Source organism: Bacillus sp. FJAT-45350, from assembly GCF_002335805.1.
Taxonomy (GTDB): domain Bacteria; phylum Bacillota; class Bacilli; order Bacillales; family NISU01; genus FJAT-45350.
Window position 1 is genome coordinate 227,619 of record NZ_NISU01000003.1, and the last position, 15,499, is coordinate 243,117.

The following is a 15,499-nucleotide window of genomic DNA, read 5'->3' on the forward strand; positions in this document are numbered from 1 at the left end:
GAAGATAGGGGTGAACGATATGAGCATCAAACCAGAGGAAATTAGTTCTCTTATAAAGCAGCAGATTGAGAATTTCCAATCTGATATTGAAGTGAATGATGTAGGTACTGTTATAAAAATTGGTGACGGTATCGCCCTTGCTCATGGCCTTGAAAACGTTATGGCTGGTGAGCTTCTTGAGTTTTCTAATGGTGTAATGGGTATGGCCCAAAACCTAGAGGAAAACAGTGTAGGTATCGTTATTTTAGGTCCTTACACACAGATTCGTGAAGGTGATGAAGTAAAACGTACAGGTCGTATTATGGAAGTACCTGTAGGTGAAGCTTTATTAGGACGTGTTGTTAATCCACTTGGACAGCCATTAGATGGTAAAGGTCCAATTGAAACTACAAGCACTCGTCCAATCGAAAGCCCTGCACCAGGGGTTATGGATCGTAAATCAGTTCATGAACCTTTACAAACGGGTATCAAAGCAATCGATGCTTTAATTCCAATTGGTCGTGGGCAACGTGAGCTTGTTATCGGTGACCGTCAAACTGGTAAAACATCAGTAGCGATTGATACAATCTTAAACCAAAAAAACGAAGATATGATTTGTATCTACGTTGCAATTGGTCAAAAAGAGTCAACGGTAGCTGGAGTAGTTGAAACGCTACGTCAAAAGGGTGCATTAGACTACACAATCGTAGTAACTTCAAGTGCATCTGAACCTGCTCCATTACAATTCTTAGCACCATATGCTGGGGTTACAATGGGTGAAGAATTCATGTATAACGGAAGACACGTTCTTCTTGTATATGATGATTTAACAAAACAAGCGGCTGCATACCGTGAGTTATCATTACTATTAAAACGTCCTCCAGGTCGTGAAGCATATCCAGGGGATGTATTCTACTTACACTCTCGCTTACTAGAGCGTGCAGCTAAGTTAAGTGATGCTAAAGGTGCTGGTTCACTAACAGCTCTTCCATTTATCGAAACACAAGCTGGTGACGTATCAGCATACATTCCAACAAACGTTATCTCAATTACTGATGGACAAATTTTCTTACAATCAGATTTATTCCACTCAGGTGTACGTCCTGCCGTGAACGCTGGTTTATCAGTATCACGTGTTGGGGGTTCTGCTCAAATCAAAGCGATGAAAAAAGTATCAGGTACATTACGTCTTGACTTAGCTTCTTACCGTGAGTTAGAAGCATTCGCACAGTTTGGTTCAGACCTTGATAAAGCAACACAAGCGAAGTTAAACCGTGGTGCACGTACAGTTGAAGTGTTAAAGCAAGGATTAAATGAGCCTCTACCAGTAGAGAAACAAGTAGCGATTCTTTATGCTCTTACAAAAGGATTCTTAGATGATATCCCAGTTGAAGATATCAGACGCTTCGAATCTGAGTTAATGACATTCTTAGATCATAATAAGAAAGAATTATTAGATCACATTCGCACGACTGGTAATCTTCCTGAAGAAAGCGATTTAAAAGCTGCGATCGAAGAGTTCAAAAAAGGCTTCAACGTATCTAGCAAATAAAGTGTCTGTTCAAAAAGCACGTAAACGATAAGTGAGCGTACTTTTTGAACACTCTTTACGGAATACCAGTTTAGCGAAAAGGTGGTGAAAACGAATGGCCTCACTACGTGATATAAAAACGAGAATTACGTCTACAAAAAAGACCAAACAAATTACAAAGGCGATGGAGATGGTTTCAGCAGCAAAGCTGAATCGTGCGCAAAATAATGCACAATCTTTCTTGCCATATACGGAGAAAATTCGTGAAGTGGTTGCTAGTATTGCGTCAAGTAACTCAGATGCATCCCACCCAATGCTCGAAGAACGTCCAGTGAAAAAAACAGGCTATATTGTGATCACCTCTGACCGTGGTCTAGCAGGTGCTTACAACTCAAGCATTATTCGTTCGTTAATTACGACAATTTCTGAACGTCATAAATCACCGGATGAGTATGGGATTATTGCTATTGGACGTATTGGACGCGATTTATTTAAAAAACGCAATATGCCAATCATCCAAGAGATTGTTGCCTTACCAGACCAACCAGAATTTAATGACATTAAAAGTATTGCCCGTACAACAGTAGATATGTTTGCAGATGGTATTTTTGATGAGTTATATATCTGCTACAACCACTTTGTGAGTCCGATTACTCAAGAAGTAACGGAAAAGAAAGTCTTACCTTTAACGGACTTATCAGAAGAGAGCGCAAATTCCTCTTATGAGTATGAGCCTTCAGAGGAAGCAATTTTAGAACAATTATTACCTCAATATGCAGAAAGCTTAATTTACGGAGCGTTACTTGATGCAAAAGCAAGTGAGTTCGGTTCCCGTATGACTGCTATGAGTTCTGCAACAGATAATGCGAATGCACTTATTGATAGCTTAACGCTATCTTATAACCGTGCTAGACAGGCAGCAATCACACAAGAAATCAGTGAAATTGTTGCTGGAGCAGCTGCTCAAGAATAAAATTCAAATTCGTTACAATAAATGCTAAAGAATAGTGTTCAGTATTGAGTATTATTACTAGCGTTCGAATAGCAAGTATAGGAGGGAAACTGATGAATAATGGTCGCATCACTCAGGTTATGGGTCCAGTAGTTGACGTAAAGTTTCCAAGTGGTCAACTTCCTGAGATTTATAACGCACTAAAAGTTGAACAAGTTGGTTCAACAAAAAATGCGGTTGATGTAACAGTAACATTAGAAGTTGCAGTTCATCTTGGTGACGATACAGTACGTGCAGTTGCCATGGGTTCAACTGACGGACTTGTTCGTGGCGTAGAAGTTGTAGATACTGGTGCTCCAATTTCTGTACCAGTAGGAGACATAACTTTAGGACGTGTATTTAACGTATTAGGTGAAAAGATTGACCTTGACCCAGAACTTGAAGGGGAATTTAAGAGAGATCCAATTCACCGTCAAGCACCTAAGTTTGAAGAACTTTCTACACAAACAGAGATTCTTGAAACTGGAATTAAAGTAGTAGACTTATTAGCACCTTATATTAAAGGTGGTAAAATCGGTCTATTCGGTGGTGCAGGAGTAGGTAAAACGGTATTAATTCAGGAGTTAATCAATAACATTGCTCAAGAGCATGGTGGTATCTCGGTATTCGCTGGTGTTGGTGAGCGTACTCGTGAAGGAAACGATTTATACTATGAAATGAAGGATTCAGGCGTTATTAACAAAACGGCAATGGTATTCGGTCAGATGAACGAGCCACCTGGTGCACGTATGCGTGTAGCACTTACAGGTTTAACAATGGCTGAGCATTTCCGTGATGAAAAAGGTGCAGACGTACTTCTTTTCGTTGATAACATCTTCCGCTTTACACAAGCAGGTTCTGAAGTATCAGCCCTTCTTGGACGTATGCCATCAGCGGTAGGTTACCAACCAACATTAGCAACAGAGATGGGTCAGCTTCAAGAGCGTATCACATCTACTAAAGTTGGATCGGTTACTTCAATCCAAGCAATCTATGTACCAGCCGATGACTATACTGACCCGGCTCCAGCAACAACATTTGCTCACTTAGATGCAACAACGAACTTAGAGCGTAAGCTTTCTGAGATGGGTATTTACCCTGCGGTAGATCCATTAGCATCTACTTCACGTGCCCTTTCACCAGAAATCGTTGGAGAAGAACACTATTCTGTAGCACGTCAAGTACAGCAAACATTACAGAAATATAAAGAATTACAAGATATCATTGCAATCTTAGGTATGGATGAGCTTTCAGAAGAGGACAAGCTGGTTGTACACCGTGCTCGTCGTATTCAATTCTTCTTATCTCAAAACTTCCACGTTGCAGAACAGTTCACTGGTCAAGAAGGTTCATACGTACCAGTTAAAGAAACTATTCAAGGATTCAAAGAAATCCTTGAAGGTAAGTATGATGACATCCCTGAAGATGCATTCCGTCTAGTTGGACGTATTGAAGAAGTAGTAGCAAAAGCAAAGGAAATGGCTTAATTATTAGTTAGAAGGCTATCTTTCCTTTCGATAATAGAATTTTGGGTTGAGGGGGTTGAAAGTGAAATTGGTTGTCACCAATTTCCTCAACTCCAACCTCTTACCTCCCACTTCAGAAATACATGAAGTTGTATTTCATAGCTATTAAGGAGGGTATTTCACATGCAGACAATGAATGTCAATGTTGTAACCCCTGATGGCAAAGTTTATGACGGAGATATTGAAATGGTTAGTGTTAGAGCACAGAGCGGTGAGCTCGGTATTCTACCTCGTCATATACCTTTAGTAGCTCCTTTAACAATAGGAGCAGTTCGTCTTAAAAAAGGTTCGACTGTTGATCTTGTTGCAGTTAGCGGTGGCTTCATTGAAGTTCGTCCTGATAAAGTAACGATTTTAGCAGAAAGTGCTGAACTGCCATCAGATATTGATGTTGCTCGTGCTCGCGCTGCCAAAGAACGTGCAGAACGACGTATAGAGCAAGCAAAACAAGATGAAATTGACTTCAAACGTGCTCAGCTAGCCCTCAAACGTGCAGTGAATCGTTTAGAAGTCTCTGGTAAATAAAATGAGAAGCGTAAAGGAAAAAGAATTTTCCTTGCGCTTTTTATTTTGCTTTAAGTATAGTTTGCTATATTTAAGATTTTAAAAAAAGGTTTCGTTATATTGAGTAGTGGTAAAGAAAACAGACTCATTTATATTGATTTAACCTTTTAAAAATTGACCTGGGTCAAAGGTTTTCGACAAATGTTACTTTATAAAGTAAACTGAATTTTTTGTCGAACGAAATTTTTTAAAAGAATATAAGTAGTTAAGAGTATGTCTACATAAGGAAAAGAATAATAATTGATGAAAAATATTAACATTTAACGATTTTGTGACAGTCGACACCTAAAATAGGATTTGCTATAATGGGGACGGTTACATAAATACTAGCTATATTTGGAAATAGCTTGGAGGGTGAGGCGAGATATGGATCCTTTATACAATCTTTATCAAAACAATTACTTGGTTGTTGTAGTATTTGTGATCCTAGGAATCTTATTACCATTAATTGCCTTAACGGCTGGTCGTATACTTAGACCAAATAAGCCAACAAAGGAGAAAAAGACGACATACGAAAGCGGAATTGAGCCTACTGGTAGTAGTTGGGTTCAATTTAATGTACGTTATTACATGTTTGCTTTATTGTTTGTATTGTTTGATGTGGAAACCGTCTTTTTATATCCATGGGCAGTAGCGTACGATGATTTAGGAATTTTTGCATTAATTGAAATGATTATCTTTATGTTTATGCTTATTGTAGGCTTACTCTATGCTTGGAAGAAGAAGGTGTTAACATGGACTTAAACCTAGATTCAATTACAAAGGAAGAACGTGAAGAACTGGAGCGTAATATATTTTTTACAACATTAGAGCAAGTAAAAGCTTGGGCTCGTAGTAATTCTGTGTGGCCTTTGACATTTGGTTTAGCCTGTTGTGCCATTGAGATGATGGGAACAGGTGCATCTCACTATGACCAAGACCGTTTCGGGGTTATCTTCCGTACATCTCCACGACATTCAGATTGTATGATCGTATCAGGGACAGTTACAAAGAAGATGGCACCAATTCTAAAAAGACTTTACGATCAAATGCCTGAACCAAAATGGGTAATTGCTATGGGTTCCTGTGCCACTGCGGGTGGTCCGTATGTGAAGTCTTACGCAGTTGTAAAAGGTGTTGATCAAATTGTACCGGTTGATGTGTATATCCCTGGTTGCCCACCTAACCCAGCTGCTTTACTTTATGGCGTTAATAAATTAAAAGAAAAAATTCGTTACGAAGCTAAGACAGGGAAGCGGGTGACGAGCTCATGAGTGATGAAAAAGCAAAAGCAGCCGCGGCCGCGAAGGCAAAAGCAGCCGCACTAATGAAATTAAAAGAAAAGGAATCTGTAAATAAGGAAGCGTTTACAGAATCTAATTCAGCTGATAGCCAACAGGGTACTCCAACATCTGATGAAAAGTCGGAAGCAGCCGCAAAAGCAAAGGCAGCGGCAGCAGCGAAGGCAAAAGCAGCAGCTGCGGCGAAAGCGAAAGCTGATGGAGCAGGAGAGTCACCAGAAAGTGATGAAAAAGCAAAAGCAGCCGCAAAAGCAAAGGCAGCGGCTGCAGCCAAAGCAAAAGCGGCAGCCGCGGCGAAAGCGAAAGCTGATGGAGCAGGAGAGCCACCAGAAGGTGATGAAAAAGCGAAGGCGGCAGCGAAAGCAAAGGCGGCAGCAGCCGCAAAGGCAAAAGCAGCAGCCGCGGCAAAAGCAAAAGCTGGAGCAGGGACTGGCACTGATGATGAGAAGGCCAAAGCGAAAGCAGCAGCAGTAGCCAAAGCAAAAGCAGCGGCAGCAGCGAAAGCAAAGGCTCAAGGTGGAGTAGGAGATGACGAGAAGGCCAAAGCGATTGCAGTAGCGAAAGCGAAGGCAGCAGCGGCAGCAAAGGCAAAGGCTGCTGGTGGCGAATCAAGTGCAGAAGAAGATGTAGTTGAAGAACAGCCATCACCAAATCAACCTTTATTAGATAAATATGTAAAAGTGATCCAAGAGAATTTAGGAAATGATGTTCTAGAAGACATGTATATTAATAAGCTAGCAAAGGATGTCCCAACACTAGTAGTTACACCGGAGTCCTACTACCGTGTCTCACAATTTTTAAAGCATAATGAGCAATTATCTTTTGATTACTTAAGTGAACATCATGGAAGTGACTTTGAAACACACATGGAAATTTATTATCATTTATACTCATTTAAAACACATGAGAACATTGCAGTAAAAGTGAAAATTGACCGAGATAATCCAGAAATTGAGTCGCTTACATCAGTTTGGGAAGGTGCTAATTGGCCGGAACGTGAAACGTATGACTTATTAGGGATTATCTTCAAGGATCACCCAAATCTTACGAGAATTATGCTGTCAGATGACTGGGTTGGTTATCCACTACGAAAAGACTATGAGCCTTATGATGAGGAGGTGTAACAAATGATTCGTACGGAAGAAATGTTATTAAATGTAGGTCCACAGCATCCGAGTACACATGGTGTATTCCGTTTAGTTGTAAAAATAGATGGGGAAATCATTAAAGAGGCTATTCCAGTAGTTGGCTATCTTCATCGTGGTACAGAAAAGTTAGCTGAAAACTTACAGTATACACAAATCATTCCTTATACTGACCGAATGGACTATTTATCGGCCATGACAAATAATTATGTCCTCTGTCACGCTGTAGAGACGATGATGGAGCTTGAAATCCCAGAACGAGCAGAGTATTTACGAGTCATCGTAATGGAGCTTGGAAGGGTTGCTAGCCATCTTGTATGGTTTGGGACGTACTTATTAGACTTAGGCGCGATGAGTCCATTTTTGTATGCCTTCCGTGAGCGTGAAATGATTATTAACCTATTAAATGAAATCTCAGGTGCAAGGTTAACATTTAACTACATGCGTGTTGGTGGTGTTAAGTGGGATGCACCAGACGGATGGATTGAAAAGGTACGTGACTTAGTTCCTTACTTACGTGAAGAGCTACAAGGATATCATAACCTTGTTTCAGGAAACGAAATCTTTTTAGCACGTATGAGAGGCGTAGGGAAGTATACGAAGGAAGATGCAATTAATTATTCAATGAGTGGAGCAAACATTCGCTGTACAGGTGTGAAGTGGGATTTACGTAAGGATGAACCTTATTCAATTTATGACCGCTTTGATTTTGATGTACCAACACATGAAGATGGAGATTGTTTATCAAAATACTTCATTCGAATGCAAGAAATAGAAGAATCGTTGAAAATTATTGAGCAAGCAGTCGAACAGTTTCCTAAAGATGGTGCCATTCAAGCCAAAACACCGAGAATCATTAAACCACCAGCTGGAGAAACGTATGTCCGCATTGAATCGCCACGTGGTGAAATCGGTTGTTATATTGCAAGTAAAGGAAAAAAAGAGCCATATCGCCTGAAATTTAAAAGACCATCATTTTACAACTTACAGATTCTACCGAAGCTGTTAGAAGGAGAGTCTATCGCCAACCTAATTGCCATTCTTGGTGGAATTGATATTGTACTTGGGGAGGTTGATGGCTAATGAACGAGCTTCTTACATCAGCACCTAGTTGGCTTAATGGAGCTATCTTCATGGGCTTGGCAGCCGCTATGCTAGGGATCGTACTAGGCTTTGTTACATATGCTATTTTGGCTGAAAGAAAGGTATTAGGATATATGCAGCTACGTGTTGGACCCAATAGACTCGGTCCTTTAGGATTATTCCAAACCGTAGCGGATGTTTTGAAGCTTTTACTGAAGGAAGATGTTATTCCGAAAAAAGCAGATAAGCCATTATTCATCCTAGCACCCATCATTGCGTTTGTACCTGCGTTCGTTGTGTTAGCAGTTATACCTTTTTCTGAAAATCTCTATTTCACTGACATTGGGATTGGCTTATTGTTCTATGTAGCTGTCTCAGGGATTACGACAATTGGGATGGTTTCTGCTGGTTGGGCATCTAATAATAAGTATGCCTTAATTGGTGGAATGAGGGCTGCTGCCCAAATGATTTCGTATGAAGTTCCACTAGTACTATCAGTAGTGGGGATTGTATTACTAACAGGAAGTTTAAACCTTATTGAAATTGTTAATGCACAAGCAAATGTTTGGTTTATTGTTCCTCAAATCCTTGGTTTCTTAGTTTTCCTAGTAGCTGCAATTGCAGAATTAAATCGTACCCCTTTTGATTTACCAGAAGGTGAATCTGAAATCGTCGCAGGGTATCATGTTGAATACTCAGGCTTCCGTTGGGCGTTCTTCATGTTAGCTGAGTATGTATACCTGTTTGCGATGGCATCGTTAACGACAGTTTTATTCTTAGGTGGCTGGCAGCCGATTATCTTCTTAGAATTCATCCCAGGAGTAGTGTGGTTTGCGTTAAAGTTCTCAGCTGTTGTATTCTTTATGATTTGGTTACGTGGTACCATGCCTCGTGTCCGTGGAGACCAACTAATGGGATTGGCATGGAAGGTTCTATTACCAATTGCCATTGTTAACATTATCATCACAGCGCTAGTAAAAGAATTCTTTTTATAAAATATAAAGGATTTGTAATGCGCAGTGGTGCAGTTATGTAGCCTGGTTCTTTAGGGGCGCGGGCTAGTATTGTGCTGAGAGATTGTAATGAATGGATAAGATGATTTGGTAGGAATCAGTTTCTCGATTGTGAGAGCTGTCTCCTGGTATTTTATATAAAGAAAACAGTCACTCAGCTTTACATCAAACGAAGGAGTGAATGACATGTTTGGTAAAGGTCTTGTCAAAGGTCTGAAATACACATTAAGTAACCTTACAAAAAACAATGTGACCACTAGTTATCCAGATGAAGCTATACCTATGCCGGACCGATTTCGTGGGATACAAAAGTTTTATCCTGAAAAGTGCATTGTTTGTAATCAATGTGCAGCTATTTGTCCCACCGATTGCATCCAGCTAACAGGGAAGCCCCATCCGGACCCAAATAAAAAGGGGAAAATCATTGACACATATGATATTAATTTCGAAATCTGTATCCTTTGTGACTTATGTACAGAGGTCTGCCCGACAGAGGCGATTGTAATGACGAATAACTTTGAATTGGCAGAGTATAGCAGAGATGATTTATTTAAGAACCTAGAATGGCTTGATGAAAACGATACGAACGTGAGGGAGGAGAACAAAGCATGAATGGAGAATTACTCGCCTTCTTTGCTCTAGCCCTTATTGCCATTAGTGGTGGCGTTCTGATGATTAACTTAACGAAAGTCGTTCATATTATCGTTGCTCTCGCATTTACATTTATCAGTATTGCAGGGTTTTATGTTCTGCTTTCAGCTGAGTTCATTGCCTTTGTTCAAGTACTCATATATGCTGGGGCGATTTCAATTGTCATGCTATTTGGTATCATGCTGACAAAGCATGACGACAAACAAGTGCTAACGGTTAGCATTTGGCGTTCTCTAGCAGTATTAGTTGGGGTTGTAGCATTCTTTATTATTATGTTTGTTGGGATTAATGATTTATCTTTCGAAGAACAAGCGGTTGGTTTACATGAAGATAATGTTCGCCAAATTGGTATTGAAATCTTCTCCAAATTTGTTATCCCATTTGAAACAGTCGGTGTCATTTTACTAGTTGCTCTTGTTGGAGCAGTTGCACTAGCTAAAAATGACGAGGAAGAGGAGGCGGAAACACGTGAGTAGTATTCCTTTATCTGTTTATCTAGTTGTCGCCTTATTACTCTTCTGTATCGGTATGTTCGGTGTGTTAACAAAAAGAAACGCAGTTGTTATCCTTATTTCAATTGAATTGATGCTTAATGCAGTGAATATTAACTTAGTTGCCTTTTCATTACATGGAATGAATCCAGGAATTACAGGACAAATATTTTCGTTGTTTACAATAACTGTTGCAGCTGCTGAGGCAGCCGTAGGTCTAGCCATACTGATAGCTCTCTACCGAAACCGGAAGACTGTCAATGTGGACCAAATGGACCTTATGAAGCGATAGGAAGGGATTGTGATAGTTATGATGGAGATTGCATGGTTAATACCGCTATTACCGCTCCTATCCTTTATTATCCTCGTCCTCTTTGGTCGCAGGTTGAAGGAAAGTGGCGCCTTTGTCGGAATGGCCCTAATGCTAGTAGCCCTCATTATGTCCGTCCTCGTTTTATTTGAACGTATGACTGGAATGGATGTAAAGTATCAATTTGAGTGGTTAACAATTGGGGATATATCAATTACGATGGGGTTTGTCGTAAATCAATTAAATGCAATTATGCTTGTGGTAGTTACCCTAGTTAGTTTTTTAGTACATATGTATTCAAAAGGCTATATGACAGCTACTGATAGTGAGAGAGTACCTGTATTTTACTCGTATCTAGCATTGTTTACATTCTCAATGCTTGGACTCGTAATTTCACCAAATCTTTTACAATTGTATATCTTCTGGGAATTAGTAGGGGTATGTTCATTCATACTCGTTGGTTTCTACTTTTTCAAAAAAGAAGCAAGAGCAGCTGCGAGAAAAGCCTTTATCGTAACTCGTATCGGGGACGTAGGGTTATTCATTGGGATGATGCTTTTATTCTGGCAAGTAGGAAGCTTTGAATTTGATGTCATTTTCCAAGCAGTTCAAGACAACGGTTTAACAGAAGGTATGATTACCTTAACAGCAATTTTAATCTTTGTTGGGGCAATGGGGAAATCAGGTCAATTCCCGCTACATACGTGGTTACCTGATGCGATGGAAGGTCCAACACCAGTTTCTGCCCTTATTCATGCCGCGACTATGGTTGCAGCAGGTGTATACCTAGTAGCAACAATGTTCCCGTTATTTGCAGCTTCTCAAACTGCATTAACAACTGTTGCAGTTATCGGTGGGATAACAGCAATTTTTGCTGCGACAATTGGTTTAACACAAAAGGATATTAAACGTGTACTTGCTTATTCAACAGTAAGTCAGCTTGGTTATATGATGCTCGCACTTGGTTCTGCAGGCTATATTGCAGCGGTGTTCCACTTAATGACTCATGCCTTTTTCAAAGCATTGCTATTCTTAGCTGCAGGTAGTGTCATTCATGCGGTCCATACGCAAAACATCGAAGAGATGGGTGGCCTTTGGAACAAGATGAAAACAACTGGGGTCCTATTCTTAATTGGTTGCTTGGCAATTGCCGGTTTCCCATTATTCTCAGGGTTCTTCAGTAAAGAGGAAATTCTTTTAACATTATTTGCTGATGGTCGTTATGGGCTGTTTGCATTAGCAGTAATTACTGCATTTTTAACAGCTGTTTATATGTTCCGTCTATTCTTTATGGTCTTTGTAGGTAAGCCTCGAGGAGATATTAGCAAGGTTCATGAATCTCCGGCAATTATGACGGTACCAATGATGGTACTTGGAGTTCTTGCTGTCGTATCTGGTTTTGTCCATACTCACTGGTTCGGAACATTCTTAGGGGATTGGCTCGCACAGTCGCCTTGGACAATTGGATATGAGTATGTCAGTGATCCAGGCTGGATTATGCCGTTAGCAGTATTTGTATCACTACTTGGTATTTATGTTGCATGGTTAATCTATGGTAAGAAAAGTATTTCCCGAGAAAAGATCGCTCAAGCAAATTCGGGACCATACAAACTTCTGTACAACAAATACTACATTGATGAAGCATATGACCGTACCTTTGTAAAAGGAACAACAGTGTTTAGCTATCTTTTATACTATATTGAAAAGTATATAGTTGAGTTTGCGGTTCAAAGTATTGTGAACTTCACTGAAACGCTCGGTCGAGCAAATGCAAGATTACAAAATGGTCAAGTACAAACGTACGGTGCAGTAGCCTTTCTAGGTCTTGTTGTTATCCTTGTTGTCTTGACGATTACAGGGGGGTATTTTGGATGACAGAATCATATTTTCTAAGCCTACTCATCTTCTCCCCAATCCTAGGGATTATCTTGTTAGCCTTTATTCCAAGGCAAAATGAAGGGTTAATTAAAGGAGTCGGCTTTGCAGCTACGTTGTTACCACTTGCGTTAGCAATTATGGCTTATGCTTCTTTTGACCGCACAGTCATTGGAAACCAATTTGCTGAATCAAGAGAATGGATTAACTTCAGTAATGTTGGACTACAAATGTTCGGTGTGGACCTAGCAATTGATTATGAACTAGGTTTAAGCGGTTTTGGAATGGTGTTAATTTTATTAACTGCTATAGTAGCCAGTCTAGCTGCGATTGCTTCCATTCATATTAAAAAAGAATGGAAAGGCTATTTCATGCTATTCCTTTTACTAGAGATAGGGATGCTTGGTGTATTTGCATCTCAAAACCTATTCCTATTCTTCCTGTTCTTTGAGCTTACATTAATTCCAATGTACTTCCTTATTGGTAAATGGGGCTATATGGATAGAGAGAAAGCGGCTAATAGCTTTCTTATTTATAATGGATTAGGTTCAGCAGTATTGTTAATTGCTTTTGTTGCGTTATTTGTTCATACAAGAACATTAAACATTGATGAATTAGCGATGACATTACAAATGTTTGGACCTGAAGCTGATAACTTCAAATGGGGAGTACTAATTGCCCTATTAATTGCTTTTGGTGTGAAGCTACCAATATTCCCGTTACATACGTGGATGCTTCGAGTTCACGTTCAAGCACCGCCTGCGATCGTAATGATTCACTCTGGTGTTCTATTAAAAATCGGGGCATACGGATTGATTCAATTTGGAGTTGGCTTCTTCCCAGAGCAAGTACAACAGCTTGCAGTGTTACTTGCAATTTTAGGGGTAATTAACCTTTTATATGGAGCGTACTTGGCTTTTATTCAAACAGATTTAAAAATGGTTCTAGCGTATTCAAGTATTTCTCATATGGGTATCGTCCTGATTGGTCTTGCAGCGTTAAATGAAGTAGGGGTTCAAGGGGCTGTATTCCAGGTCGTATCTCATGGTTTAATTTCAGCTTTACTGTTTTTCTTAGTTGGAGTTTATTATGAAAGAACGAATACATCGAATATTAATAAACTTGGTGGTCTAGCACGTTCGATGCCACTAGCATCTGGATTCCTATTAGTAGGAGCAATGGCTTCGTTAGGGTTGCCAGGTATGTCTGGTTTCATAAGTGAGTTTCTAGCATTTTTAGGCTTATTTAGAGAAATGCCTATTATTGCAGCCGTTGGTACACTGGGGATCATTATGACAGCTGTTTACTTATTACGAGCTGTTCTAAATGTGACATTTGGTCCAACAAAAGATGAGTGGATCGAGCTTCAAGATATTCGTCCAATTGAAATGGTGCCTGTGATTGTACTAATTGGATTTATCGTCCTAATCGGGATATTCCCAAGCGTTTTAGCAGAACCACTTCAAGTTTCATTGCAAATCATTCTTTCAGGGATAGGGGGGTAAACAAAAATGGATCTCGAAACGTTACTTAGTTACCCATGGGGGATAATGGCACCAGAATTTACGATTCTCATTGTTGCCACTCTCTTATCGCTAATTGATTTGTTCATGAAAGACAAAACAAACAGAAATATACTAGGTTGGTTTGCTGTTGCAGGTGTGGCAGTTGCCCTTATCTTTCTTCTAGGGCAGTTAAATGAGCCAGTGCAAATGATTTTACATGACACGTACCGTTTAGATTCCTTTTCGATTGCCTTTAAATTAATAATGTTGGTTGGTACACTACTTGTACTATTGATGGCAATTGATTATGGAAAAAATGAAATTACGTACAGAGGAGAATTTTTCTACTTACTTTTAACTGCCTTACTTGGTGGTATGATTATGGCATCAAGTGCCGACATGATTACATTATTTGTTGGTCTTGAGTTATTATCTTTATCTTCTTATATAATGGCTGGTCTTAGAAAGAACAACCTACAATCAAATGAAGCAGCCTTCAAGTATTTAGTTAATGGAGGAATTGCAACTGCAATTACACTATTCGGTATGAGTTATGTGTACGGTTTAACTGGTCACACGAACTTATTCGAAATTAGTGCAGCAATGCAAAATCCTGTAGTGATGGAGAATAGCTTTCTACTAATGTTCTCTTTCTTCCTAGTGCTAGTAGGTCTTGTATTTAAAGTAGCAGCAGCACCGTTCCATATGTGGTCTCCTGATGTCTATCAAGGGTCACCAACACCTGTTACAGCCTTTTTAAGTGTAGTATCAAAAACAGCAGGATTTGCAATTATTCTTCGCTTCTTGCTAGTTATTTTCGCAGGAGCACCAGGTACTGATTTAACACAGCCACTTTTACTAGATGCACAAATTTACATTGCTGCAATGGCAGTAGTAACAATGGTGGTTGGTAATGTGATGGCATTAAGACAAACGAATGTGAAACGTCTTTTTGCATACTCGAGTGTCGCGCAAGCAGGTTACTTACTTGTACCATTTGTCACACTGTCAATCATGATGTTTGAAAACGTTTGGTTCTACCTAGTTGCGTACTTATTTATGAACCTAGGAGCATTTGCTATCTTACAAATGGTGACAGAGCAAACAAAATCAGAAAACATTTCAAGCTTTGCCGGTCTATACCGACGCGCACCTCTGCTTGCAATTAGTATGGCAATCTTCCTTGTATCCTTAGCTGGTATTCCTATTACAGCAGGGTTCATGGGTAAATTCTATATCTTTATCGGTGCGATTAGTACAGAGCACTACGTATTAGCAGCAATTATGATCGCTACATCGGTTATTTCATACTTCTACTATTTTGGAATTATGACACAGATGTTCTTCAGACCAGCTGAATCAACTGAGCCAATAAAAGCTCCGATTGGGGTTTATGTTGTGATTATTATTGCAGTAGTTGGAACAATCGGACTTGGGTTCTTCCCGAATATTGCGTTTGATTTCTTTAATGAGTTCTTGGATTTTTCGGAGATATTCCAACGCTCGTAATAGAATAAGCTTAAAAAGATTTTTAACAATTACGTGCAGAGAAGGC

General features: G+C 39.7%; 15 protein-coding genes. All 15 read left to right on the forward strand.

Annotated elements, in window-relative coordinates; genetic code table 11:
- Positions 1–19 precede the first annotated feature (19 nt).
- The 15 genes from atpA to nuoN all read left to right on the forward strand — a co-directional run bounded on the left by atpA (position 20) and on the right by nuoN (position 15,453).
- Positions 20–1,531 (forward strand): F0F1 ATP synthase subunit alpha, encoded by a 1,512-nt coding sequence (gene atpA / locus CD003_RS20150; RefSeq protein ID WP_096203054.1) that lies wholly within the window; start codon positions 20–22, stop codon positions 1,529–1,531.
- Positions 1,532–1,625: 94 nt separating this feature from the next.
- Positions 1,626–2,483, forward strand: a complete 858-nt coding sequence (locus tag CD003_RS20155) for a F0F1 ATP synthase subunit gamma (protein WP_096203055.1) — start codon at positions 1,626–1,628, stop codon at positions 2,481–2,483.
- A 92-nt stretch (positions 2,484–2,575) separates the two neighbouring features.
- Positions 2,576–3,988, forward strand: a complete 1,413-nt coding sequence (gene atpD, locus CD003_RS20160) for a F0F1 ATP synthase subunit beta (RefSeq protein ID WP_096203056.1) — start codon at positions 2,576–2,578, stop codon at positions 3,986–3,988.
- A gap of 162 nt (positions 3,989–4,150) precedes the next feature.
- Positions 4,151–4,552 carry a F0F1 ATP synthase subunit epsilon gene (locus CD003_RS20165; RefSeq protein ID WP_096203057.1) on the forward strand — a complete coding sequence of 134 codons (402 nt, stop codon included), beginning with the start codon at positions 4,151–4,153 and terminating at the stop codon, positions 4,550–4,552.
- A 405-nt stretch (positions 4,553–4,957) separates the two neighbouring features.
- On the forward strand, positions 4,958–5,335 hold the full coding sequence (locus CD003_RS20170) for an NADH-quinone oxidoreductase subunit A (protein ID WP_096203058.1): 378 nt from the start codon (positions 4,958–4,960) through the stop codon (positions 5,333–5,335).
- The gene (locus CD003_RS20175) at positions 5,326–5,844 is read left to right on the forward strand and encodes a NuoB/complex I 20 kDa subunit family protein (RefSeq protein WP_096203059.1); all 519 of its coding nucleotides are present in this window, start codon (positions 5,326–5,328) and stop codon (positions 5,842–5,844) included. The genes CD003_RS20170 and CD003_RS20175 overlap by 10 nt, the downstream gene beginning before the upstream one ends.
- Positions 5,841–6,995, forward strand: a complete 1,155-nt coding sequence (locus tag CD003_RS20180; RefSeq protein ID WP_096203060.1) for an NADH-quinone oxidoreductase subunit C — start codon at positions 5,841–5,843, stop codon at positions 6,993–6,995. Before CD003_RS20175 ends, CD003_RS20180 begins: the two co-directional genes overlap by 4 nt.
- 3 nt (positions 6,996–6,998) lie before the next feature.
- Positions 6,999–8,099, forward strand: a complete 1,101-nt coding sequence (locus tag CD003_RS20185; protein ID WP_096203061.1) for an NADH-quinone oxidoreductase subunit D — start codon at positions 6,999–7,001, stop codon at positions 8,097–8,099.
- A complete protein-coding gene (nuoH, locus tag CD003_RS20190) occupies positions 8,099–9,094 on the forward strand; it encodes an NADH-quinone oxidoreductase subunit NuoH (protein WP_096203062.1) in 996 nt (331 codons plus the stop codon). The genes CD003_RS20185 and nuoH overlap by 1 nt, the downstream gene beginning before the upstream one ends.
- A 204-nt stretch (positions 9,095–9,298) precedes the next feature.
- A complete protein-coding gene (gene nuoI, locus CD003_RS20195) occupies positions 9,299–9,724 on the forward strand; it encodes an NADH-quinone oxidoreductase subunit NuoI (protein ID WP_096203063.1) in 426 nt (141 codons plus the stop codon).
- Positions 9,721–10,239, forward strand: a complete 519-nt coding sequence (locus tag CD003_RS20200) for an NADH-quinone oxidoreductase subunit J (RefSeq protein WP_096203064.1) — start codon at positions 9,721–9,723, stop codon at positions 10,237–10,239. Before nuoI ends, CD003_RS20200 begins: the two co-directional genes overlap by 4 nt.
- Positions 10,232–10,546: an NADH-quinone oxidoreductase subunit NuoK gene (gene nuoK, locus CD003_RS20205; protein ID WP_096203065.1), complete on the forward strand. Its 315-nt coding sequence runs from the start codon at positions 10,232–10,234 to the stop codon at positions 10,544–10,546. Before CD003_RS20200 ends, nuoK begins: the two co-directional genes overlap by 8 nt.
- Before the next feature lie 18 nt (positions 10,547–10,564).
- On the forward strand, positions 10,565–12,439 hold the full coding sequence (nuoL, locus tag CD003_RS20210; protein WP_096203127.1) for an NADH-quinone oxidoreductase subunit L: 1,875 nt from the start codon (positions 10,565–10,567) through the stop codon (positions 12,437–12,439).
- Entirely contained in the window at positions 12,436–13,944 is a 1,509-nt protein-coding gene (locus tag CD003_RS20215) for a complex I subunit 4 family protein (protein WP_096203066.1), read from the forward strand. Before nuoL ends, CD003_RS20215 begins: the two co-directional genes overlap by 4 nt.
- 6 nt (positions 13,945–13,950) lie before the next feature.
- On the forward strand, positions 13,951–15,453 hold the full coding sequence (gene nuoN / locus CD003_RS20220) for an NADH-quinone oxidoreductase subunit NuoN (protein ID WP_096203067.1): 1,503 nt from the start codon (positions 13,951–13,953) through the stop codon (positions 15,451–15,453).
- Positions 15,454–15,499: the final 46 nt, after the last annotated feature.

What these genes read in the sequence shown, in the direction of transcription:
- atpA (WP_096203054.1), top strand. Translation starts at nt 20, where the DNA reads ATGAGCATCAAACCAGAGGAAATTAGTTCTCTTATAAAGCAGCAGATT.
- CD003_RS20155 (WP_096203055.1), top strand. Translation starts at nt 1,626, where the DNA reads ATGGCCTCACTACGTGATATAAAAACGAGAATTACGTCTACAAAAAAG.
- atpD (WP_096203056.1), top strand. Translation starts at nt 2,576, where the DNA reads ATGAATAATGGTCGCATCACTCAGGTTATGGGTCCAGTAGTTGACGTA.
- CD003_RS20165 (WP_096203057.1), top strand. Translation starts at nt 4,151, where the DNA reads ATGCAGACAATGAATGTCAATGTTGTAACCCCTGATGGCAAAGTTTAT.
- CD003_RS20170 (WP_096203058.1), top strand. Translation starts at nt 4,958, where the DNA reads ATGGATCCTTTATACAATCTTTATCAAAACAATTACTTGGTTGTTGTA.
- CD003_RS20175 (WP_096203059.1), top strand. Translation starts at nt 5,326, where the DNA reads ATGGACTTAAACCTAGATTCAATTACAAAGGAAGAACGTGAAGAACTG.
- CD003_RS20180 (WP_096203060.1), top strand. Translation starts at nt 5,841, where the DNA reads ATGAGTGATGAAAAAGCAAAAGCAGCCGCGGCCGCGAAGGCAAAAGCA.
- CD003_RS20185 (WP_096203061.1), top strand. Translation starts at nt 6,999, where the DNA reads ATGATTCGTACGGAAGAAATGTTATTAAATGTAGGTCCACAGCATCCG.
- nuoH (WP_096203062.1), top strand. Translation starts at nt 8,099, where the DNA reads ATGAACGAGCTTCTTACATCAGCACCTAGTTGGCTTAATGGAGCTATC.
- nuoI (WP_096203063.1), top strand. Translation starts at nt 9,299, where the DNA reads ATGTTTGGTAAAGGTCTTGTCAAAGGTCTGAAATACACATTAAGTAAC.
- CD003_RS20200 (WP_096203064.1), top strand. Translation starts at nt 9,721, where the DNA reads ATGAATGGAGAATTACTCGCCTTCTTTGCTCTAGCCCTTATTGCCATT.
- nuoL (WP_096203127.1), top strand. Translation starts at nt 10,565, where the DNA reads ATGATGGAGATTGCATGGTTAATACCGCTATTACCGCTCCTATCCTTT.
- CD003_RS20215 (WP_096203066.1), top strand. Translation starts at nt 12,436, where the DNA reads ATGACAGAATCATATTTTCTAAGCCTACTCATCTTCTCCCCAATCCTA.
- nuoN (WP_096203067.1), top strand. Translation starts at nt 13,951, where the DNA reads ATGGATCTCGAAACGTTACTTAGTTACCCATGGGGGATAATGGCACCA.